20 protein-coding genes and 2 pseudogenes are annotated in these 22,811 nt (G+C 52.7%); 3 read left to right on the top strand and 19 right to left on the bottom strand.

Translation table 11 applies throughout. The annotated features are described in order from the left end of the window. Positions 1 to 129 precede the first annotated feature (129 nt). Complete coding sequence (locus WFK81_RS21530) at positions 130 to 318, bottom strand: hypothetical protein (RefSeq protein WP_336788429.1); 189 nt, start codon at positions 316 to 318, stop codon at positions 130 to 132. Positions 319 to 535: 217 nt separating this feature from the next. Next, entirely contained in the window at positions 536 to 775 is a 240-nt protein-coding gene (locus tag WFK81_RS21525) for a hypothetical protein (protein WP_336788428.1), read from the bottom strand. A 136-nt stretch (positions 776 to 911) separates the two neighbouring features. On the opposite strand from WFK81_RS21525, the pseudogene xerS reads away from it, so the two are divergent. Next, positions 912 to 1,980: pseudogene (xerS, locus tag WFK81_RS21520) on the top strand (tyrosine recombinase XerS). Positions 1,981 to 2,188: 208 nt separating this feature from the next. On the opposite strand, the gene WFK81_RS21515 reads toward xerS, so the two are convergent. The 6 genes from WFK81_RS21515 to WFK81_RS21490 all read right to left on the bottom strand — a co-directional run bounded on the left by WFK81_RS21515 (position 2,189) and on the right by WFK81_RS21490 (position 10,054). Then, entirely contained in the window at positions 2,189 to 2,974 is a 786-nt protein-coding gene (locus WFK81_RS21515; protein WP_336788426.1) for a ThuA domain-containing protein, read from the bottom strand. A gap of 80 nt (positions 2,975 to 3,054) precedes the next feature. Beyond that, on the bottom strand, positions 3,055 to 3,945 hold the full coding sequence (locus WFK81_RS21510) for a carbohydrate ABC transporter permease (protein WP_336788425.1): 891 nt from the start codon (positions 3,943 to 3,945) through the stop codon (positions 3,055 to 3,057). A gap of 15 nt (positions 3,946 to 3,960) precedes the next feature. Next, entirely contained in the window at positions 3,961 to 4,851 is an 891-nt protein-coding gene (locus WFK81_RS21505; protein WP_336788424.1) for an ABC transporter permease, read from the bottom strand. Between the two features lie 254 nt (positions 4,852 to 5,105). Further along, positions 5,106 to 6,776 carry an extracellular solute-binding protein gene (locus tag WFK81_RS21500; protein WP_336788423.1) on the bottom strand — a complete coding sequence of 557 codons (1,671 nt, stop codon included), beginning with the start codon at positions 6,774 to 6,776 and terminating at the stop codon, positions 5,106 to 5,108. 180 nt (positions 6,777 to 6,956) lie between these two features. Then, positions 6,957 to 8,351: a response regulator gene (locus tag WFK81_RS21495; protein WP_336788422.1), complete on the bottom strand. Its 1,395-nt coding sequence runs from the start codon at positions 8,349 to 8,351 to the stop codon at positions 6,957 to 6,959. Then, on the bottom strand, positions 8,348 to 10,054 hold the full coding sequence (locus tag WFK81_RS21490) for a sensor histidine kinase (RefSeq protein WP_336788421.1): 1,707 nt from the start codon (positions 10,052 to 10,054) through the stop codon (positions 8,348 to 8,350). Before WFK81_RS21490 ends, WFK81_RS21495 begins: the two co-directional genes overlap by 4 nt. A 164-nt stretch (positions 10,055 to 10,218) precedes the next feature. Here WFK81_RS21490 and WFK81_RS21485 point away from each other — a divergent pair. Continuing rightward, positions 10,219 to 10,773: pseudogene (locus WFK81_RS21485) on the top strand (transposase); the annotation flags it as partial. Positions 10,774 to 11,026: 253 nt separating this feature from the next. Here the strand turns inward: WFK81_RS21485 and WFK81_RS21480 are convergent. The 8 genes from WFK81_RS21480 to WFK81_RS21445 form a co-directional block, all read right to left on the bottom strand. Further along, positions 11,027 to 12,193 (bottom strand): Gfo/Idh/MocA family protein, encoded by a 1,167-nt coding sequence (locus WFK81_RS21480; RefSeq protein WP_336788534.1) that lies wholly within the window; start codon positions 12,191 to 12,193, stop codon positions 11,027 to 11,029. 70 nt (positions 12,194 to 12,263) lie between these two features. Beyond that, positions 12,264 to 12,539 carry a hypothetical protein gene (locus tag WFK81_RS21475; protein WP_336788420.1) on the bottom strand — a complete coding sequence of 92 codons (276 nt, stop codon included), beginning with the start codon at positions 12,537 to 12,539 and terminating at the stop codon, positions 12,264 to 12,266. Between the two features lie 79 nt (positions 12,540 to 12,618). Beyond that, positions 12,619 to 13,434: a sugar phosphate isomerase/epimerase family protein gene (locus WFK81_RS21470; protein ID WP_336788419.1), complete on the bottom strand. Its 816-nt coding sequence runs from the start codon at positions 13,432 to 13,434 to the stop codon at positions 12,619 to 12,621. A gap of 125 nt (positions 13,435 to 13,559) precedes the next feature. Then, a complete protein-coding gene (locus WFK81_RS21465; protein WP_336788418.1) occupies positions 13,560 to 14,735 on the bottom strand; it encodes a glycerate kinase family protein in 1,176 nt (391 codons plus the stop codon). Positions 14,736 to 14,741: 6 nt separating this feature from the next. Next, the gene (locus WFK81_RS21460; RefSeq protein WP_336788417.1) at positions 14,742 to 15,578 is read right to left on the bottom strand and encodes a carbohydrate ABC transporter permease; all 837 of its coding nucleotides are present in this window, start codon (positions 15,576 to 15,578) and stop codon (positions 14,742 to 14,744) included. Then, on the bottom strand, positions 15,575 to 16,510 hold the full coding sequence (locus tag WFK81_RS21455) for a carbohydrate ABC transporter permease (protein WP_336788416.1): 936 nt from the start codon (positions 16,508 to 16,510) through the stop codon (positions 15,575 to 15,577). Before WFK81_RS21455 ends, WFK81_RS21460 begins: the two co-directional genes overlap by 4 nt. A gap of 88 nt (positions 16,511 to 16,598) precedes the next feature. Beyond that, on the bottom strand, positions 16,599 to 18,044 hold the full coding sequence (locus WFK81_RS21450; protein ID WP_336788415.1) for an ABC transporter substrate-binding protein: 1,446 nt from the start codon (positions 18,042 to 18,044) through the stop codon (positions 16,599 to 16,601). Between the two features lie 3 nt (positions 18,045 to 18,047). Beyond that, positions 18,048 to 19,220 (bottom strand): Gfo/Idh/MocA family protein, encoded by a 1,173-nt coding sequence (locus WFK81_RS21445; RefSeq protein WP_336788414.1) that lies wholly within the window; start codon positions 19,218 to 19,220, stop codon positions 18,048 to 18,050. Between the two features lie 113 nt (positions 19,221 to 19,333). Here WFK81_RS21445 and WFK81_RS21440 point away from each other — a divergent pair, with 113 nt between their 5' ends. Beyond that, on the top strand, positions 19,334 to 20,155 hold the full coding sequence (locus WFK81_RS21440) for a helix-turn-helix domain-containing protein (RefSeq protein ID WP_336788413.1): 822 nt from the start codon (positions 19,334 to 19,336) through the stop codon (positions 20,153 to 20,155). Here WFK81_RS21440 and WFK81_RS21435 read toward each other — a convergent pair. The 3 genes from WFK81_RS21435 to WFK81_RS21425 are packed head-to-tail and all read right to left on the bottom strand — an operon-like array spanning position 20,152 to position 22,810. Next, positions 20,152 to 20,712, bottom strand: coding sequence for a D-lyxose/D-mannose family sugar isomerase (locus tag WFK81_RS21435; protein WP_336788533.1), 561 nt, complete (start codon positions 20,710 to 20,712; stop codon positions 20,152 to 20,154). The genes WFK81_RS21440 and WFK81_RS21435 overlap by 4 nt on opposite strands. A 21-nt stretch (positions 20,713 to 20,733) precedes the next feature. Next, a complete protein-coding gene (locus WFK81_RS21430) occupies positions 20,734 to 21,576 on the bottom strand; it encodes a phosphoenolpyruvate hydrolase family protein (protein ID WP_336788412.1) in 843 nt (280 codons plus the stop codon). Then, positions 21,554 to 22,810: a Tm-1-like ATP-binding domain-containing protein gene (locus WFK81_RS21425; protein WP_336788532.1), complete on the bottom strand. Its 1,257-nt coding sequence runs from the start codon at positions 22,808 to 22,810 to the stop codon at positions 21,554 to 21,556. Before WFK81_RS21425 ends, WFK81_RS21430 begins: the two co-directional genes overlap by 23 nt. Position 22,811: the final 1 nt, after the last annotated feature.

Below are 22,811 nucleotides of genomic sequence, written 5' to 3'. Positions count from 1 at the left end.
TAGCGGTCTCATTGGATGATGGCTTGATATATCAACGTCCTAAACTCATAAGTGATTAGACTGTTCCTTGGGGCATGACAAAAACTTGATCTCATAAAAAATCCGCGATTTTCGCGGACGTTAATATAATTAACTTAGTTTATCTTTGTACTTTAGTTTTTTATTTTCTTGCTCCAGTTCTTCTATTTTTTTAATCACTTCATCAACTGTTTTAAGGGATATACGGATAGTTTTTTTTGAATTTTGATAATCATTATTTCGTAGTTCCTTTGCACGTTCTCTCAACAACTCAATACCTGTTAGAAATATTCTTGTCATGTAATCCCCTCCTGCTCCTGCTAAGAATTCTTACATTTCTTTTAGTCTCCTACCATTGTCTTTCTTTAATAACTGTATATCTACAATTTTAAATTGAATCTATCGATCAGCTGCACTATTGTGCAGTCTCAGATTATAAGTACCAAAATGACGAGTAAAGATTAGTTTCAAGTATTGAGTTTGCAACTCGCACACAATTCCTAGAACTTTTTTATTCTCAAACCACTCGCGCGATACCGGCTACCGAGTAGTTTTCGTCCTCCTTAAATGGGTTACATGGAGAAAGGATATTACTTGGATGATGTGATTTAATGAAATCATCAACTTGCGGAAGTAATCCATTTGGTATAATTAGTCTTACTATATCATCAGGCGGCCCAGCTAAAATTTCTTTACGAATTAAAGGAAATCTGGATAGCAAAGCGTCAATCAACTTATTGTTCTTATTTTCGTCCAAGATAGACTCCTCCTTATTTATATGAAAACAAAATTTAAACCAGTCTTTTCCATAAATCTATTATAGGACAATATTTTTATATTTCAAATACAAATAAAATCCACTTTTTGTTGAAAGTTGAATTGAAGTGAAATGAATGGCAAGAATACTTCAACGAGAAATCGATCAGATTAAAGTAAATGAAAAATTGCCTTTCTTCCCCTGGTATGTGGCAAATTTTATTAACAATAAAGAAGGTACACTCTCGCCCTCTTCTCTACTTGGTTATTTATCAGACTACGAAATCTTTTTCTCTTGGTTAATTAGCGAACAACTGACCTCTGCAACTTTAATGAGAGATATCCCTCTTTCTGATCTTGAAGTTCTTAGCTTAGATGATGCTTCTAATTTTCCTAGATTTTTAAAACGCACCACCAAAATTAAAAACGGTAACAACGATTCAACGGTTAATCGTAAGCTCTCTTCACTGAAATCATTATTTAATTATCTGCAAAACAAGGCTGAAGATAGTGAAAAACGTCCTCTTTTACAAAGGGATGTAATGGCTAAAATTGATTTGATTCGGCTTAGTCAGGACATTGAGACAAAAGCCGCAATTATCGAACACAAGATTCTGAGTGATGAGGAGCAAATCGAGGACTTCCGAAGTTTTGTAGCCGGTGGATATTCCAAAATTCCCGATTTATCAAAAAAACAATTAAGTTGGTATGAAGATAACAAAGAACGTGATCTTGCTATCGTAAGCCTGATATTAAGTTCAGGACTTCGCGTTAGTGAGGTTGTTTCAATTACCCTTGATTCTTTTAATTGGGATACTAGACGAATTCTGATACGGCGGAAAGGAAATAAAGAGCAATCTTTACCTTTCTCAGAGAGCAAAGATGGATCTTCGTGCTTATTTAGAAGTGAGAGCATCGAGATATAAACCTTCAAATAATGAGAGCACCTTCTTTCTTACAAAAGGTGGTCGACCTATTACCAAAAATGCTATTCAAAAGATGATCATGCGATATGCAAATTACTACGGTAAGCCCTTGACCGTGCATAAACTCAGACATACGTTTGCTACCCGCTTCTATAGAGAGGAAAAAGATCATCTTCAACTGCAGAAACTATTAGGTCATTCTGATCCTAAAACTACTGTAATTTACACACATGTTGGCCAGAGAGCACTGGATGAAGCAATCGACCGGGTAGATAAATAATAAGAAATAAAGACCACCTTTCAACTTAATCGTTAAAGGTGGTCTTTATTTCAAAGTAGACATATGCCGCGATACGACAGCCTGAGCTTTATGCTGAAACCGTTGCCGAATTTGTCCAAACACACGCACGGACGTAACATGACAACAGGCTTCTCATGGTTTCGATGAACTCATGAGAAGCCTGTACTTTGGAATTCGCCTTTGCGGCTTATTGCCCGGTTTCCTGCTGCGCCCGGAAAGCCTCCCACTGCCTCAGAACCTCTTCGAAGTTCTTCTTTACCTCTTCGTTTTCAAGCGGCGCGTGCAATCCGCGGACCGGCTTGGCCGCCTCGGACGGAGCGGCCCATTTCACCGCGTTTTTGATCACCTGCAGCACTTCAGGCTGATAGTAAGTGGGGAAAGTCTCGTGACCGGGACGGAAATAAAAGATTTTCCCCTGCCCTCTAAGGAATGTGCATCCGCTGCGGAACACTTCGCCGCCTTCGAACCAACTGACGAAGATTAGTTCATCGGGTGCAGGAATATCGAAATGCTCTCCGTACATTTCCTCATGCGGAATGACGAACGTTTCGGGAATGCCGGCAGCAATAGGGTGGGCGGGGTTGACCGTCCAGATCCGCTCTTTCTCGCCGGCTTCGCGCCATTTGAGATCGCAGCCCGTGCCCATCAGCTTCTTGAAAATCTTTGAGAAGTGACCCGAGTGCAGCACGATGAGCCCCATGCCGTCCAGGATGCGCTGGTTAACGCGTTCGACCACGGCATCATCGACTTTGTCATGGCCCATATGCCCCCACCATATGAGCACATCCGTCTCCTGAAGTACGCCCTCACTTAGCCCATGCTCCGGCTGCTCCAGCGTGGCCACCCGCACCGCAATCGCTTCCGATGAAATACCGTTTGCAATCGCCTGATGGATGCCGTCCGGATAAATATCCGCAACCTCCTTATGGATCTTCTCATGCAGATACTCGTTCCATACCGTAACGCGAATCATATCCATCCCTCCAATACGTATATGACTCAACGGAACCAATGCAGCTCCGTGAATCTCTGTTTCAATCCTCCCAGACTGTATTACTCCTTGACCGATCCCAGCGTAATGCCATGGATAAAGAATCGTTGCAGGAACGGGTATACCGCGAGAATGGGAATCATAGCAATAAAGATTTTGGCGGCATTGAGCGTCTGGTTCGACAATTCGCTCAGCCGTTTCAGTTCTTCCGGATCGTTATTCATTTCCGAGAGGTCTATCTGGACGACCATCTGCTGGATGTAGGTCTGCAGCGGATAATTTTCGGGCCTCGTCATAAATACCAAGCCGCTGAAAAACTCGTTCCAGTGGCCTACAATACTGAACAGGGTAACGGTTGCCAACACGGGTACGGACAGCGGGACAAAAATCCTGAGCAACGTATACCAGGGACCGGCGCCATCTACAAAAGCAGATTCCTCCAGCTCCTTGGGCAAATTTCTGAAGAAGTTAATAACCAGGATCACGTTAAACACGGGCAGTCCACCGGACAGCACCAATACCCAGATGTTGTCGATCAAGCCGTAAGCCTTAACCGTCTGATAAAGCGGAATCAGGCCACCATTGAACAGCATCGCAAATACCAAGGTCCACATCAGCACATTTCGCAAGCGAAAATCCCGGGTGCTCTTGGACAGCGGATAGGCCATCATCACCGTAACGATAAAACTGACGGCGGCGCCCAGCACGACACGCTGGATGGATACCCAGAACGAGTGCAAAAATGCGGTGTCCTTCATGATTTCGCGGTAAGACGCCACATTGAAGCCGATCGGCCTGAAGCTAACAGTCCCGCCGGCGGCGGCGGCTTTGTCGCTGAGCGAGATCATTAATGTGTACCAGATCGGAAGGACACACAACAGCGTGACAACGAGTAGCACAAGAATCAGAACGGTATCGACGATTCTGGAAACTGCGGTCGTTTCTCTAACCATATCAGTACTCCTTTGTTAGAAAATCCGGTAGTTAGTAAACCGGTTGGCGAGATAGTAGGAACAAGTGATCAACAGGAAGCCAACGACGGATTTCAGCAATCCGACGGCGGTAGCCAATCCAAACTGCATCTTCAGCAGACCTTCGCGGTACACCCAGGTGTCGATGATATCGGCAGTCGAATAGACAAGCGGATTATACAAGTTGAAGATTTGGTCGAATCCCGCATTTAGCACGTTGCCGAGACTCAGGATGAGCAGGAGCATAACGGTTGGCGTGATGCTCGGAAGCGTAATAGTCGTCAGCCGCTGCCAACGATTCGCTCCATCCAGTGCGGCCGCCTCATACAACGACGGATTGATACCCGTTAAGGCCGCCAGGTAAACGATGGTATTAAAGCCAAATTCCTTCCACACGTCGCTGCCGACCGCCAGATACGGGAACAGCTCGGGTTTTCCCATGAACAGCACCGGTTCAATATGGAATGCAGCAAACAAGTTGTTCACAGGACCCGTGTACGAAAGGATATTGATAATGATGCCGCTCAGAATAACCCAGGACAGAAAGTGCGGCAGATAGACGATCGTCTGGACCCATCTTTTAAAAATGGCCGCCCGCAGCTCATTAAGCATCAACGCAAACACGACAGGAACGATCAGATTGGCGATAATCTTCATGACGGCGATTCGCATGGTATTTATGAAAATAACCTTGCTGTCGGTTAGATCGAACATGTAGCTAAAGTTCTCGAGTCCAACCCAATCCGATCCGAACACCCCGTCAACAGGCTGGAAATCTTGAAAAGCAATGAGGATCCCGAACATCGGAACAATGCTGAACATAATCAGCCACACTAATCCTGGCAGTAACATTAAATAATAATGTTTGGCAAACCCTTTATTTTTCACGCTGCAGTCACTCCTCACTGTATCTGTTACTTGTACAAGTATATACAGGAACGACTGCGGAGCGAGTTAGAAGGCGGAAGGACGTTTGGATAGACAAATGAAGGGAAAACACACGCATGACGCGGACTTGGATTCGGGCGCAGCCGGGCCACCACACATTTGCACCCCTCTCCAACCTACATTTATCTAACCCGTGTCCCGCGAAAAGCAAAGAACCCTTTCAGCTGAAAGGGTTCTTTGCTTGGAACACCGAATTAATTGATCGTTTCTGACAATTCCTTCAGGATTTGCTCGCCGCCTTGCTTGTTCCAGTCCTTGACGAATTGGTCGAAAGAGTCGATCGGCGCGGAGCCCATAATAATTTTCAGAAAGGCTTGGTTCTCCAGCTTGGTCAAGTTCGTCCAGCGCTTTTCCATCGTTTTGGTACGCATATAGCTCAAACTTTCTACTTTGTTCAGATTCGGATCGAAGTGGTTTTTCGCGCCGACCATGACGGAATAGGCACGCATAAAGTCTTTGTCCTTCTGGTTCCAGTATTGGATATCAAGCTTGTCGTATGGCTCTTTCTTGGCATTCTTAATCGTTTCCAGGGAGTTCTTAAGAAGCTTATACTCCGTTTTATCCGCATAATCTTCCGGCTTCTTCGTTCCGGCCAGCACCTCTTGCAATGCTTTGTATTCAAATCCGATTTCGTCAAGCGGAGCAAAGAAATTGCGCGCCAGCATGAAGTCATTGCCGTTGATGGATTCATCGCGAAGATATAGGTTGTTGATCTTGATCGGCGCTTCCGGATGCTCGTAGCCTTTGCGCACGACGAGGAAACCGTTCGAAGGGTTCGTCACCTTCACATTGTACTTGCCTTGCGCATCGAGCGGTACCGCATAAGCCTGCCAGTCGGCTGTCGGATCGTTCGCCCATGCCGTCGGCAGCGGCCAGTAGCCGCCGTAGAAGCCCAGGAAGAACATGCCTGCTTTGCCGCTGATAACCGTCTCTTCAGCCGCTTTGCGAATGCCGATTTCCTTGTCGAGCAGGCCATTGGCATACATGTCGCGCAGCTTGGCGAGGGCGGTTTTCGTTTCAGGCAGCGTCGAACCGTATACCGGCTGGCCATCCGCGCCTTTTACCACATAACCAGGGTATGCGTTAAATGCGCTGAAGATAGGCGTCAGGTCAAAGCCCGCCGGGCCGCCCGTGAAATCGTTGTACAATGTGGTACCGGAGGCAATTCCGATCGTATCCTTCCTTCCGTTGCCGTCAGGATCCTGCTCAACGAAGGCTTTCGCCACCTTCTCGACATCCTCCACCGTTTTCGGAACCTCAAGGCCAAGCTTATCCAGCCAATCTTTACGGATCCACATGAAATTGTAGTCTTCGGCGGACACATTCGGAACGGCCATCATTTTGCCGTCGAAGGTTACCTGCTTCAAGGCAAGACCATTCGTGCTGTCAATGATTTTTTTGACGGCCGGTGACGCATATTGATTGAAAACCTCCGTTAAATCCTGGAGCTGGCCCCCTTTAACCATTTGTGTCAGCTGCGTTTGATTGACAACCGCCACATCGGGCAGATCGTTACTGGCGATGGACAAGTTCATTTTCTGGTCAAAGTTTTCTTTAGACGTCTGCCAATTGATTTTAAATTCGACATTCAATTCGTCCTTCAATGCCTTCTTCCAGGCGTTGTTCTCGAGTGTTTCCCCTTTGGTAGACTTGAAGCTCGGGTCCACACTGTAGGCAATGCCTACCGTTACCGGATCCTGATATTTGCCAAACGGATCCGCGGTGGCCGTCTGGTCGGTCGACGCTGACGTCGGCGCCTTCGACGTATTCGTTTGAGCCGCACCAGAGTTCTTAGCTCCGTTTGAACAGGCCGTTGCGAGTACCATGGATGCCACAAGCAACCCCAATGCAATCTTCTTGTTCATTCTAAGCCCCTCTTTCCCCTATCATGGTTGGTTACACGATTAGTTTAAACGCTGCCAAGGGCTTGCCGAGATAGGAAGCGGACGGGTGTTCAGGTAGGGGAATGAAGGTAATCATCACTGCATCCAACAATCTCCCAATGCAATTCCCGACATTTCCCCCACCAACTGGGTGCCATTTATCTACCTTCGATGATTCTGGCGGTATTCGCTCGGAAGCTCGTCAACCAATTCGCGGAAAATCCGGCTGAAATACTTTTCGTCCGTGTACCCGGTTTGTTCCGCAATCCAGACAATGGGCTTGTTTGTATTCAACAAATACTCCTTGGCCTTTTCTATACGGACGGAACGGGAGTACTCGTTGAACGTTTTTCCGATGATATCCTTAAAGCATTGACTGAAGTAGCTTCGGCTCAGAATGAGCCGCTGCGCCAGTTCGGCGGCTGTAACCTGCCTGTCCATTTCCTCGTGGATGATCATGATTGCCTTCGTGATGAGTTCAACGATTTCGGGTGAATAGGACAGATGCTTCATCGACTGCCGGATGCAACCGCGGACTTCGCCTAACCACTGCTCGACCGCAAACCACGAATGCACCGCGGGAATCGCAGGAATGTTTCCCGACAGGGTATGGACAAACATCCGTTTCCACTCTGTGACCAGCGAATACAACATGCCTATTAACTGATTCAGCTGCAGCCGCAGCGATTTTGTTTCAATCAGAAGGCTTTGAAACTCTTCTTCGTTATGAATCCATGTGGATATCAACCACCGATCCTTTATTTTCTCCATTGCCAGATGATCCGTTTCGCTAATCTCCATCTGGAGATCGGCCCTGGAAACCGTTATGATCGTCTGGTCCGGATGATACGCATAGAAAAGTGCTTTTTGCGAATAGTCTCTTATCCAACGCTTCATATCGTTCACGGTCATTCCCTGGAAGTCGGACAAAATAAGCAGCACAACGTTGGGTTCCAGGCGCGCTATATCCGATAGGACTTTAAATCCTTCATCCTCGCGGCCTGCCATGGGCACACATATCCAACTGCGTGCATCCGCCTCAAGAAGGGTTACGTCAGCATGCGCTAGATTCAGCCATCCATGATCGATTTCGCGTTCGAGGTGCAGCAACGCATAACTCTGTTTAACGAAGGGCACGATGCTATCATTCTGCAAAGCGGCCGGGAGCGGCGGGTTTGACTCGGCGATCCGTTCGGCGATTCGGCCGAGAATCTCCTCGAACTGGTCCTCCTCCATCTGTACCTTCGCAATATAATCGATCGCTCCGAGCCTCAGCGCCTCCTGGATATACTCAAAGTCCCGATGAAGTGTTAAGACAACCACATGTATACGGGGATACTTTTTGCGGACGATCCGCAGCAATTCAATGCCGGACATGACAGGCATGGAAAGGTCGGTTATCAGCAGGTCAACCGGCTGCGATTCCAGGAATTCCATTGCTTTCTCGCCATTGCCGGCCTCCCCTGAGACATGCATGCCGAATTTGGCCCAAGGGAGAAATGTTATCAGGCCTTTTCGTACCAGTTTATCATCGTCGACCACAAGTACGTTGATCATGATGCCATATCCACTCCATTCAAAGGCAGGGTGAGCACAACTTGGGTACCTTTGCCGATCTCGCTCCTGATCTCCAGCCTTGCCTTGTTCTCATACCGGGCCTCGAGGATGCGTCTTACATAATTCATTCCGATCCCCATGCCGATCTTTTCCTGAGCGACCGTCCGATCGTTCAGCAGCTTCCTAATCGTCTCCTCTGACATGCCCGCTCCATTGTCCTCTATCGTAATCACCACGTCCTCGCCCCGCTTCACACTGACGTTAATATTACCGTCATCGCTTACTCCATGATAAAGCGAGTTCTCGACTAGCGGCTGAAGAATAAACCGGGGTACGGTCATCTCAAGGATGCTGTCGTCCACTTCGATGCGAACATCAAACTTGAAGTCATACCGGATTTGCTGCAAGACCAGGTACTGCCTGAGTGCATCGATTTCTTCCCGAATGGTTGATACTTGACCAAGCTTGCCCAAATTGTAAAACAGCAGTTTGTTCAGTGATTTGACGAGCCGGCCGATCTCCTTTTGCCCGTTCATCATTGCGAGCCAGTGTACCGTATCCAGCGTATTCATCAAGAAGTGGGGGTTGATCTGGTAGAGCAGCTTCTCCACCTCGAGATCCAGTCGGTTTTTCTCTTTTCGCTCATTCTCGTTAAACAAGTTCCAGATTTGGTCTTTCATCTCCGAAAATTTTCTTAACAATTGATCGAATTCGGGAATTTTCGTTGGCACCGGCTGCGATGGCGACCGATTCCGAGACATCGACTTGATCTCCGCATGAAATATGTTCAGCGGCCTGTACACCATTTTCCAGAGCAGCCAGGCAAACAATATCGTCAAGTTAAGAAACACCAGGGAAACCAAAATTATTTGCAGAATCCAACGGTTTTTCTCCTTGTTATAATCCGTCTCGGAAATAATGGACACGACACTCCAGCCTTGATTGGAAGTCTGCCTGAACCAATGATAGCCCTTAAACAGGCCTGTCTCCGCCTCCTTATCAAAACCGGGAAAGGGATTTCCGGCAGCGAATATATGCGGTTTCTCACTGTAAGCAATCCGGCCGTTGCCGTCCAAGATCAGGTGAGAAAGGCTTCCGCCGTATTCACTGCTGTCGAGGAGATTTTGCGTTAAGGAAAATCCCGATTCCATGTACACATAGACATCGTCCCGATCCGGAAGGCCCACCTTCCTCAGCGCAGACAGCACAACTTGGTCGTCATATTCATTCATGCTTTGATGCGGGCCGAAATAGGTAATCCCGTAATATTGGGCAAGCAATGGTAACGATTTCAGTGAAAAGGCCTGTTTCACCGGGAAGTTTTCGAACTCGATTTTGTCGTTGTCCTTTATATAATAAAAGGATAATCCTATGCTTGGGTTCGTGAATGTCACCATGTTCAGTTCCCTTTTCAACTGGGTTCGGGCCTGTACGCGCTGATAGGCATCCATCGGTCGGTACCATACATCGTCGAGTTGTTTGATGACCGATTCGCCGTATGCGAGATACTGTGAGACATGATTCAGGTTGCTGATCGTATTTTCCAGGGAAAGCTCAACCTGCCTCAGGTTGCTTTTAATGCCGCTGTCTATCTTGTTATCGAAGATATGATCGATCGTATAGTTCGAGATGAAAAAAATACTCACAAAGGGAACCAGCGAACTGATGATAAAAATTAGAAATATCCTTCGTTTTAACGTCAATCGAACCGACAACCTTCCGCATGTTGATCTAGAGCGTGTCTTAAACTATCAGGATCTAATAAACTATGATAATCTTTTCATATGAAAAGACGATATGAGATACGTGACGATCAATGGAACAAAATTAAAGAACTCCTTCCACCGGAACGAAAACCCCAAGGCGATTCGGTGGCGTTAAAATTTTTCTGAGTTACCTCGAAAAAATCAAGTTCGTTGAGGTCATACGAGATTTCTCCGACGAAAAAGCGCGTAATGCCATTTTCCCCGTACATCGTATCCTGCTCTATCTCATCATCGGCTTGATGCTCGGCTGCGGACGTATCTTTCACTTCCGCAAGCTGCAACACGATGCGTTACTTCTTCGTTTTCTAGGCGGACGTCTGCCGCATCACAGCTTGTTGTACAAGGAACTTGCGCATCTGGGCCGATCCTGCCCACAGTTGCCTATGGAACTGCGCAAGCTCAGTTCGGAAGTTGTTCGCCCTTGCCTGCCCGACAAGCAGATCCTCGATCTCGATTCTTCCGTGGAAACGGTTTACGCGGAGCAAGCCGGTGCCGCCAAAGGCGTCAATTCACATAAGCCCGAACGCCATAGCTACCATCCGCTACTTGCTTTTGAAGGGCAAACTCACTTGAATCTGAATGCGAGGCTACGTCCCGGCAACACCCATTCCATGACCGATGCTGTCGACTTCTTACGGCAAACGTTTGACCTTCTTGGAAAACCCCACCTATTTTAATAGGTGGGGGCAGCTTTATACTAGATTATGAGATTAAATCAGACTTATGTGCTTGTTTAGTTTGATCTGCAACTTCTCACCATGTACCGAAAGAAGGCATATATGGTTTCCATCCATAATAATTTCAGGGTAACCCCCTTATGGTAATGAATATAGGAGAACAAAGAGGCAGGCCCGAACGGCGATCCGTTCGGGACTGTCTCTTTCTCATGTTTCGGGTGTTCCGGGAGGGTTACTCGACGGTCTTGACCCATGTGCCGCTCCCCGCGGAAGCCATGATGGCGTCGGAGATCACATGGATGCGGTAGCCGTCGTGGAAGTTCGGCGATACGTCGGTATCGTTTACAATGGCGGAGATGAAGTCATGCGCTTCGATGATTTTAGTCTCGCCATAGCCGATGCCGAGCGCCGGAATCGGCCAAAGCGCCGGGCCGTTCGGATGCGCTGGACCCGTATGGATCGTCCGAAATCCGCGGCGTTCGTCCGGATCGTCGGCGAAGCAGATCTGCAGCTCGTCGCGGCGTTCGTAGTTGAACGCGATGGAACCTTTTTCTCCGTGGATTTCGAACGTCAGAAAGTTATTTCGTCCCCACGCGTTACGCGTCGCTTCGATGCTGCCGACCGCTCCATTCTCGAACCGGAGCAGCGTACTGATCTCGTCGTCGACGTCGACAGCTTCCTTCTTGACCTCGCCCGAAGCCTTCACGGTTCCCAGCTTGTCGACCGGCCCGGTCGATACCGGACGCTCTTTGATCCAGGTCTGCGCCGTGCCCATGACCTCCGTGATTTCGCCAACCAGATAGCGGGCAAAATCGATGACGTGGGTGCCGATGTCGCCCAGTGTACCCGATCCCGCGATGTCCTTCCGGAACCGCCAGGACAGCGGCGAATTGGCATCGGCGGACCAGTCCTGCAGGTAGGTACCGCGGAAGTTCAGCACGCGGCCGATCGCGCCTTCCTCGATGTATTTCTTCGCCAGCGTGACAGCCGGCGTCCGGCGGTAGTTGAAAGCGACCATATGCTTCACGCCGGCTGCTGTAACAGCATCCAGCATCTGTTTGGCTTCCTCGGTCGTCCGGGCAAGCGGCTTCTCGGAAATAATGTGCTTTCCCGCCTTGGCCGCCGCGATCGCGATTTCGGCGTGCGTATTGTTCGGTGTCACGATGTCAATAATGTCGATGGAAGGATCCTCGACAACCTTTCTCCAGTCGGAGGCGTAGGATTCGAAGCCGTAACGGGCTGCCGCTTCTTGCGCCAGATCGTCCCTGATATCGACAACCATCTTGCGGAACGGAATGGCCGGTGCCGGCCAGAAAAACATCGGCATCCCCGCATAGGCCAGCGAGTGGGCTTTGCCCATAAAGCCGCCGCCGATCATTCCAACATTTAACGTACGCATGTGGCATTCTCTCCTTTTCTGTCTGTACCTGTTCGTGTGGAACGGGAACTTCCTCATTTGCTTTAACGCCTTATTTCTTGGCCGCATCCTGAATCGTTTTGGACGCATCCGCATGGTACACGGTATTCCACGAATCCAGGATGTTCTTATGATTAACGGGCAGCGCCGGAACCGCTACATAAAGAGATGTCTCCTTACCGATCAGCGCATAGGCGGCCAGGATGGCCTCCGCTACGCCCTGATCGTATGGTAGCTGGGCGCCGAGTCCCTTGATCATGCCGCCCTTGGCGATCTCCAGGGCGACGTTCGTGCCAGATCGATGGCGCCTTCTGCGGGCACATCCCATACGACGAGACGAGCATAATGGAAAGCAGGGTCGATTTCTTCATGGCTTATGGCCCCCCAATTTGGTAATTAATAACCTTCTATTGCAAGTGCAGCATATCGCTCAGGTATGCCTTGCTTATGCCCGCCGCCTTTGCCGGATCGTCGTGGCTGTCCAGTTCGATCGTAACCCACCCGTCGTAGCCCTGTTCCCACAGAAGCCTCAGCATGTCGCCGAACGGCTGTCTGCCTTCACCGAGCGGCACGAATGCGCCCGAACGGTAATCCTTGAAGTGAATGTACGTAATCCGGCTGCCGTATTTCCGGATGACCTCCAGCGGATCGCCTCCTCCCGCTTCGATATGCGCCGTATCGGGGCATATCGGAATATCCGTAAGCGGCATGAGCCGGTCCAGCTGGTCGGGGCGCTCCACCATGGTGCCCAGGTGCGGGTGATAGCTGGCCTTCAGGCCGTGTCTCCGTGCAATCGCAGCAGCCATATCAAGCCCTTTGGCCAACGCGTCAAAGTCCTCGTCCCGTATACCGGCTGCGCGGACGGCTCCCCCGCCGAGCACCAGATGCTCCGCGCCGGCTGCGGCGGCAAGCTCGGCCGTTTTCTCGATCTTAGCCATTTCGTCCGGCAGGATGTCCTCATAGATGAAGTTGGCACCGGTGTACACACCGGTCAATGCCAAGCCGCTGCCGCTCAACAGCTGGCGGAATTCGTCCATCCGATTCTCGTACTGAACAAGATTGCCGTCGAACAGCTCGATCCCCTGATAGCCGGCGGCCGCAATGTCGCGGATAGCCTGCTCCGTGGAGCCGTTGGCCAGATAATAGAGATCTTTGACCGACGTCACCCCGGCCGGATGGCCGACAACGCCTCCCCATGTATTCGTCTGATAGCCGATTTTCAAGTTTCTTCCTCCTCCCCTTCTATATGACAGCACCTTCAAGTTCAACGTTATAAGCTCGGCTGCTAAGCCAAGTATAAAAGGCATGTCGGTCGCTCTGTGCCCCAGGTATCCCCGCAGCAGGGAAACTAAATGGATTTAAGTTTTACTCGCTCTAAAATTCCACCCGCTCGCAGCAGCCGGAACAGTTGCTCCGCTGTAAGAGACAGGTTCTGCAGCGCGCGCTCCGGCTCCATCGCCTCCACCAGCGATAAGGGTCCGTTCGCGATGGAGAAAAAAGCCGACACGCCGAGCCCGTTAAGAACTGTGGCTTCACGATCGACCGCACCGGCCAAAGCGATGACGGGTATGCCCTGCTTTCCGGCCACCTCCGCAAGGCCGAGCGGGGCCTTGCCCATCGAGGTCTGCCTGTCGAGCCGTCCTTCGCCGGTAACAACGATATCAGCTCCCTTAAGGCGGCGCTCCACGCCGGATTTTTCCAGAAGTAACCCGACGCCGGAGCGCATCCGTCCGCCGAGGAAGCCGGCCAGCGCCCCGCCCAATCCACCCGCAGCGCCGGCTCCGGGAAACGAAGCGATGTCCTCGCCAAGCGTTGCCTCCACAAGATTCGCAAACCGTCTCAGTCCGCGATCCAGCACTTCCACCTCCGCCGGTTGCGCTCCTTTTTGCGGGGAATAGACAAACGCGGCTCCTTCAGGGCCATACAGCGGATTCCTCACGTCGCAAGCCCCATAGAACGTGCACGCCCGAAGCGCGGCAAGGGTGTCGGAAGCAGGGGGGGCGATCGAACTCACCTCCAGCAGCCCGGCACCGCCATGCAGCAGCCGTCTGCCGTCCAAACTGCGGAACGACCAGCCGAGCGCGCTGAGCATTCCGATTCCGGCATCGTTCGTCGCGCTCCCGCCCAACCCGACGATAATCTCCCGGCATCCCACACCGATTGCGTCCGCAATCAATTCACCGACTCCGAAGGTCGTCGTCTCCATCGGGCTGCGCCGCTCCTCGGGCACGAGCGGCAGTCCACAGACCGCCGCCGTCTCGATGATCGCGGTTCGGCCGTCCGGGAGGACAACGTACGACGCGTTAAGTTTCTCCCGAAGCGGCCCCATCACGCTCACCGTCCTGCGCTGCCCGCCGCATGCCGCCAGCATTGCGTCGATCGTGCCTTCGCCGCCGTCTGCCAGCGGAAGCACGTCGAGTTGTGCGTCCGGATAGACACTCCGAATGCCAGATGCAACTGCATGTCCCGCTTCGCACGAAGAGACGCTGCCTTTAAAAGAATCCATCGCCACCAGCACCTTCATCCGCCCTTACCCCTTGAGCCCCGTCAGCGCGATGCCTTCGATAAAGTACTTCTGCCCGACAAGGAAAACTGCGATCGTAGGCAGAATGACGACAGTCGAAGCGGCCATCATATAATTCCACTGAGCGTTGAATTGTCCCTTGAACTGCTGAAGTCCGATTGCAAGGGTGTACAGCTTCTCCGAGTTCAAGTAAATGATCGGATTGAGAAAATCGTTCCAGTGATACAGGAAGGCAAATATCGCGACAACGACTAGCGCCGGCTTGATCAGCGGCACCAGAATCGTAGTGTAGATCCGGAAAACGCCCGCGCCGTCGATCAGCGCCGCCTCGTCCAGCTCCTGTGGAATCGTCTTCATGAACTGCCGCAGCAGAAAAATATTGAACGCCCCTCCTCCGAACCAAGACGGGAGGATCAAAGGAAGAAACGTATTGATCGCCCCTACTTCCCGCCAGCCCAGGAAAGTAGGGATGAGCGTCGCTGCGCCCGGCAGCATCAGGCTTGTCAAGATCAGCGCAAACCAACGGTCGCGGCCCGGCCATGACAAGCGTGCGAAGCTGTAGGCGCATAGGCTGCTGGTCAGCACGACGCCCAGGACACTGAGCAGGACGACCGTCAGCGTATTGACAAAATAAGCGTCGAACGGAAACATCGTCAGGGCGTCCACATAGTTGGCGAAATGCAGCGCAGGCGGAATCCAGATCGGCGGCGAAACGAAAATCTGATCCAGCGACATGAGCGAGCTTCTCAGCATCCAGTAGAACGGCAAGAGACAAACGATACAGCCGAAGGCCAGAAACAGATAGATCGATGCTTTGGCGGCGATTCCAGTCCTCCTGTTCATTTGGCGCCCTCCCCTTCGTAGTAAACCCAACTCCGCGACGTGCGGAACACGACAAACGTGATCGCCACGATTATCAAGAACAGCACCCAGGCGACCGTGTTCGCATAAGCCATATTGGAAAGCTGGAACGCTTCACGGTAAAGGTAATAGACGATGAACAAGCTTGCATTGTTCGGTCCGCCCTGGGTCATGATGAACGCTTCGGCAAATACCTGAAACCCGCCGATGAAAGCCATAATAAGGTTGAAGAAAATCGTGGGTGTCATCATCGGAATCGTCACGTACAGCAGTTTGTGCAGGCTGTTGCCGCCGTCGACTTCCAGCGCCTCATAGAGGTGGCGCGGTATGCCCTGCAAGCCCGCGAGAAAAATAACCATGGTATTGCCGGTCGTCCACAAGCCCATCAGTACGAGCGACGGAAGAACCGTGTCCGGCGAGTAGATCCACATTCCCGTTGGCAGACCGACGGACCGAAGTATGCTGTTAAGCAGCCCGAGGTCCGGGTCGAGAATCCAGATCCAAATCATGGACGAGGCGAACACCGGCACGATGGTGGGCAGGTAGAATATCGTGCGAAAAACCGCACGGCCCTTGATCTCCTTGTTCATGAGCAGCGCGACGCAGAACGAGAATGCGATATTGAGCGGAACGCTCATTAGCACATACTTGAAGGTCGTGCCCAGCGATTTGTAAAACAGTTGGTCGCTGCCCCCGAACAGCTTCGCATAATTGTCGAAGCCGATGAATTTCGGCGGATTGATCAGCTTGAGGTCTGTGAACGTTAGCACGAAGCTTCCGGCCATCGGGGCGAACGTGAACAGTAGAAAGCCCAGTATCGCCGGCATGGCGAACAAGATTCCCAAGTATTTCTCGCTCCTTCTCCTCCGGAGCGAAGTTTTGATGAGCGACGTGCGAAGATCCGCTTGCGCCATGGCCTTCACCATCCTTTGCAAGTTGAACCCCCGGGAAACAGGCACAGGCACGTTTCCCAGGGCAGCTTACGCTTTGGTATTTAACGGACTAATTTGTCCATTCGTACACGCCCTGCAGTTCGGCTTCCACTTGCCGCTTGATCGAATCCATTGCCTCTTTTGCGGATGTTTTCCCAAGCCATACATTATCGAGCGCAGGCGTTACGATCGTGTCAATTTTGCCGTAATTTTTGAGCAAATCCGGCGGTCCCGGTTTCGTCGTTTCGGCAAACAGCGGCTTGATCATGACGTCGACGTAGCCGTCCGGGTGCTTGTCGTTGACGGCCCATTGCTTCAGCTTCTCTTCGTCGGTAAGCCAGTCTTTCAGCACCGGGATCGAAAGGCCGTCCGCGTAAATGCCGATCGCAGCGCTGGGGTCGGCAGCGTATTTATAAAACTTCCAGGCTTCGTCAAGATTTTTGGTCGATTTGAAGATGACGACTGGCGACGCGAGGATGATCGACGCGTTCTCTTTCATTTTTGGGAACAGCCCGTACCCGAACTTCGCCTTGGCCGCGCTCAGGTCCAGCGTAAGCCAGTTGCCGCCGAAGATCATGGCTGCCTTGCCTGTCTGAAGCGACGTCGCCAGGTTCGGTAAGCTCTTCAGTTGCACCGGGCTTGGTGCCACATGATGAACGTTGATCAGGTCAGCCAGCTTTTGGATCGCTTCATAGGCGGCCGGTTCGGACAGTCCGAACTTCGTGCCGTCTTCGTTCACGAAGCTGCCGCCGTTCGACATGACCATCGGTAAATAATTCGCCCACCAGGTTTCCATCATGAAACCGTATTGTTTGATTTTTTCCGGATTGAATGCCGGGTCGAGCGCATTCTTGCCGCTCGCGTCGATCGTGAGCTTCTTCGCTAGGTTCACGAATTGATCCCATGTCATCGTATTGGCCGGGTCTCGCGGCAACGGATCGATGCCCGCTTTCTCGAAAATCTCGGTGTTGTAATACATGCCCATCGCGCCGATGCCGATCCGCCGTCCCAGCGATTTGCCTGGTTCGTATTGATAGAATACGTTCGGCGCATAGTTCTCCTGCTTGAAATCCGGATCGACATCCAGCCGTTCGAAGATATCCACGAGCTTGCCCTGTGCTGCCAATTCATATGCCTGCGCTTCCGACATGTAGGCCAGGTCCGGCGCATCGTTTCCGTCCACCATCGTCGCCACCTTCGTGGCGTAGTTGTCGTTCGGAACGTGAATGACCTCGATAGAGACGTTCGGATTCAACTCCATGTACTTTTTGGAGTATTCCTCCACCGCCTTCTTCTCGTTCGGACTTCCCCACACCATGTAGCGCAGCTTGACCGGCCCCTTCTCGGCGCTGGTCTGCGTCGTCTTGTCCGACGCACCTGTGTTGTCTGCGGGAGCCATATTCCCGCCGCTGCCTTCGTTACCGCCGCCGTCTCTGGTTCCCCCATTGCTGCACGCCATCAGGCCAGCGATAAGCATTGCGGCCAACAGCCATGCAAGCTTTCTTTTTAGACGCATCGATTATCCCTCCGATTGGGTTAATGCAGTCTCATTTAGACTGTATTCTTTGAAATTGGGTATCGCAATTTCCCGGCCGCCTTGCAAAGCCGATTCGTGCGCACAGATGCCTGCCGCGGTCCAGGTTGCGGATTTCACTTCATCGATATGAGGCGCGCGTCCTTCCAGAATGCTCGAGACGAACTCGTGAACCAGATGCGGGTGTGAACCGCCATGTCCCCCGCCTTGAAGGAACGATAGGTGGGGGTTGTTCTCGTCGTACACGCCTCGTTTCGTAAACCGCTGAATCTCTTTCGGAAGAAGTTCGGCGCGGTCCGGCACTTCGACGCGCTCAATGCTGATCGGGCGTCCGCGGTGCTCCGTCAGATCGCCAATCCGCATGACGATCGGGAGCTCTTCCTCGATCTGCTGCCATTCGAACGACGCTTTATCCCCGTAGACGTTGAACGACTCGGAATAAGCCTTCGCGGTATGGAACATCGTTCTTGTCAGCTCGACCGCCACGTCGGAATCCTCGAGCTGGTAAATCGCCGTTTCGATCGGGAACGGATTGTTATATTTCCGGACAAGCTCTTCCCGCATGGAACCGGAGCCAAGCGCATACACCTTGAGCGGGCGCTTGCCGATCAGGTCGAGTACGGGTCCGAGCGCATGTGTCGGATGCATCAGCGGCGGGAACCCTTTCCAGTACTCCGGCCAGCCGTCCATATCCTGATAATGGGCGCAGCGCATGAACTGGATTTTCCCCATTTCGCCGCTCTCGTACATCTCTTTGGCGTACAGAAACTCCCGAGTGTAGCAGGCCGTTTCCATCATCATGTAATTTTTCCCAGACTGCCGCTTCGCTTCAAGCACCCTGTACAGTTCCTCCATCGACAGGCCCATCGGAATCGTGCAGGCGCAGTGCATCCCTGCGTTCAGAACAGCTATCGAATGCTCCGCATGATAGGTAACGGGTGTCACGAGATGCACGGCGTCATAGTCTCCGGAAGCCAGCAGATCGTCCATGCTCGTAAATCGGCGCTCCACCCCGAATTTGTTCCCGACCTCATTTAGCGCATCCGGGTTGCTGTCGCAGATCGCCACTGCCTCGACCCAAGGATGATGAAGATAGATCGGAACGAACTCCGCGCCGAATCTCATGCCTACGACCGCAACCTTGATTTTCTTGCTCATGGTTTAACCTCCAATGTGTTCACTGTAGTTTTGCAGGGGTTTTCGTCATTGACGAAAAAGATTATAGTAAAGGCAGAAAATATTCCATTATTGAGGATTGGGATGATCCATGCATGACCGTTTCCGCAGGCAATAGACCGTGGTACAGGCTCTGGGGCAATACGTCGTCTATCGACACAATCGGCCGGATCGCGGCCAACTACAAGCATCCGAACCGGTTACTGCCCTGTTGGGTGCTCGGTATCGTCCACAGCGGCGAACGCACGATTCAGGTCGGTGCGGACGCGGGACGCCTGGGTACGGGCGGCTACTTTCTACTCCCTCCCCATATCTACCACGAAGGGATTGACGAGGACGTGCACGACGTCACCTTCATCCACTTCGTCATGGACGGCGCACCGGCGGAGCCGCCCAACCGGTTCAACGCCGACGATCTCGTACTGCCGATCTTCGGCGAATCGCCGGCCGACGCCAATGTGCAGCGAAGCTTCCATTACCTGCACGAGATTTTCCGGTCGGAGCTGGCCGGCAAGCGGTTTCTGCACGTCCAGCTGGAGGCGCTGCTCTACCAGCTCAGCTTCCATATGCAGAAACGTCTTCTCATGAACAGCCGTAACAGCCGGCTCTGCGACGATATGCTGAAATTCATCCTCGCCCATCTGTCCGGCGACCTCGACGCCGCGACGTTCGAACGCCGCTTCGGCCTAAGCTACAGACAGCTCAACCTGATTTTCAAAAACCAGTTTCAGACCACGATCAAGCAGAAAACGGTCGAGATGCGGGTGGATCACGCTTTCAATCTCCTCATGCTGGGAGAAAGCATCGCAAGCGCCGCGGAGAAATCCGGCTTCCAGGATTATTACTACTTCCTGAAGTGCTTCAAGAAGCTGAAGGGCGTTACCCCTAAAGAGTTAAAGCAAAGCTTTTTTCGCTAGGGGCGCTCCTTCCCGGAACCGCCTGCCCCGGTTTCCCGCACGACGCGCGGATCCCGGAACCGGTCAAAGCTGTCCCGCGCCGGGCTGGAGAACTCGATGACGACCGCGCCCCGTTCTCCGGCTTGAAACCAGTGGAACTGATTGCCGCCGATCGTGCACTGCTCGCCCGCCTCCAGCCGAATTTCATGCCGCGCGCGGAAGTAAGCCTCATCCTCCTCAGCCAGACGGGCCGATAGCTGCATGGACTGCTCACCCTGCTCCGTATAGGCCAGGACCGATCCCCAAACGACCCGGAATGTTTCCACTTTTCCAGGATCCTCTCCCACGGGAGGATGCATGTGTTCGGGTATCGTCTGATAAGGCAGAAAGACGAGCTGCCGGGCGCAATACCGGTCATTATTGATGTATTCGATCAATTGAACGCCGTACCGTTCAATATCTCCAATCCCGAAGTCGATGACGTCGAGCGACGCTTTCTCCGATTCTGTAAGCGGAATATCAGCCTGTTCCAGAAGGGCCAGCGCCTGGCTTCTCGCCGTTTGCTCCTCCATTGCCATACCGGTCACGGGCACCTCCTCCTAAACACGAGTTTTGACGGGGATCGTCGTGAACTTGCGGATATGCTCCGTGATGGCCCGTTCGACCGGCAGCCGCTCGGCGCTCGAAGCGCCATAGAAGCCGTGCACGCCAACGGTGTGCTGCAGGATGAAGGCCGCATCCTCGGGCTCCGCGATCGGACCGCCATGGCAGATCACGATGACGTCCGGATTCACCTCGCGCGCGCCGTCGCAAATATCCTGGACGATGGCGGCCGCTTCCTCGAGCGACATCGTCGTCTTCGCCCCGATCGATCCGCTCGTCGTCGTGCCGACATGCGCCACGATAACGTCCGCTCCCGCCTGCGTCATTCTGCGGGCTTCGTCTCGGTTGAAGCAGTACGGCGTCGTCAGAAGTTCCATCTCCCGTGCAAGCCGCACCATCTCGACTTCAAGCTCATACGATATGCCGGTCTCCTCCAGATTTGCCCGGAACTTACCGTCGTATAGGCCGACAGTAGGGAAATTTTGGATACCCGAGAAACCCGCCTCTTTTACCTGCTTCAGGAACAGCGGCATTGAACGGAAAGGGTCGGTGCCGCATACGCCTGCCAGCACGGGCGTGCGTTTGACGACAGGCAAAATTTCGCCCGCCATCTCCATCACGATCGCGTTCGCGTCGCCGTAAGGCATCAGGCCGCTCATCGAACCGCGTCCCGCCATGCGGAACCTGCCGGAGTTGTAAATTATGATGAGGTCGCTGCCGCCCTCTTCCTCAAACTTGGCGCTGATGCCCGTTCCGGCGCCCGTACCTACGATTGGGCGTCCATTTCGGATATGCGTCCGTAATCTTTCCAGAATTTCACTGCGGGGAATTGCCGGCATGCGTGATCTCTCCTTCGTCGTGTAAAGTATGTTCCCGCTCTTTCATAAGCATCAGCAACGTTTCGACCGCCTCCGCCGCAAAGGCCGGATCGTTAATGTCGGTATCGAGTTCCTTCAGTCTGATGCCTGTCTTCAGTTCCGCCTTGATCGTTTCGAACAGCTCGGCATCGGCGCCGGTATCCCGGAACGGCCCGTCTTCCCTGCCCAGAAGGGACAGACCTCTCAGCGGGAGCAGCACGGCCGCCGGCCCAGTGGCACCGTTCAGGCGCTCCGTGATCCGCGTGCCGATCTCGCGGTTCTCGTCCGCATTGGTGCGCATGAGCGTATTGTCCCGGTTCCACCGGTACAAGGTTCGGTTCCGGCAGCGTTCTGGAACGGTCGCCTCGGGTCCAAAGTTCACCATGTCAATGCAGCCCGCCGACACTACCTGGGGAATACCATTACGCGCCGCCGCCGTCAGCCGTTCGGGTCCGGCGCTCATGATACCGCCGCAGAGCTCGTCGGCCAGCTCCGTCGTCGTCAGATCAAGGACACCGTCGAAGTAGCCCTGCGCGATCAGCGACTCCATCGTTCGACCGCCCGTCCCCGTCGTGTGAAAGACGATGGTTTCATAACCGCGAGCCTCCAGCAAAGCGGAGCACATTTGGACGCAGGGCGTCGTATTTCCGAACATCGTAGCGGCGACGACAGGCCGCTCGCCTCCCTCGGCCGGCTTCGCCTCCACTTCCAGCATGCCGCCGAGCGCTCCAGCCGCTCTTGCAAGAACGGCCCGGGACAGCCGGTTGAGACCGGCGATGTCGACGATTGAAGGAAACATTACGATATCGCTGGTGCCGACATATGGCGATACGTTACCGGAGGCCACCGTCGAAACGCATAGCTTCGGCACCCCCAGCGGAAGCTCCCTCATCGCGGCCGTCACGATAGACGTTCCGCCGCCCCCGCCCATACCGATTGCCGCCACGAACCGTCCCGTTTCGAACAGCTCGCGCGCCAGCGCCGCCGCTCCTCTAGCCATCGCCTCCATCGCCAGGCCGCGATCGCCGTTGCGCCGCAGCTCCTGAAGCAAGACGCCGCCGGCTTCAGCAACCTGGTCGGCTTCAATGTCCGGCGTCCAGGTGTCCGGGGATCCCATGACGCCGACATTCATCGAGATGACGCCATAGCCGCGATCGAGAAGCCGATCCCGAAGATAGAAAAATTCCGCTTCCTTCGTATCGAACGCCCCGATCATG

Source organism: Paenibacillus sp. MMO-177, from assembly GCF_037147795.1.
Classification (GTDB): Bacteria; Bacillota; Bacilli; order Paenibacillales; family Paenibacillaceae; genus Pristimantibacillus.
This window is presented reverse-complemented; position numbering and strand designations above follow the sequence as displayed.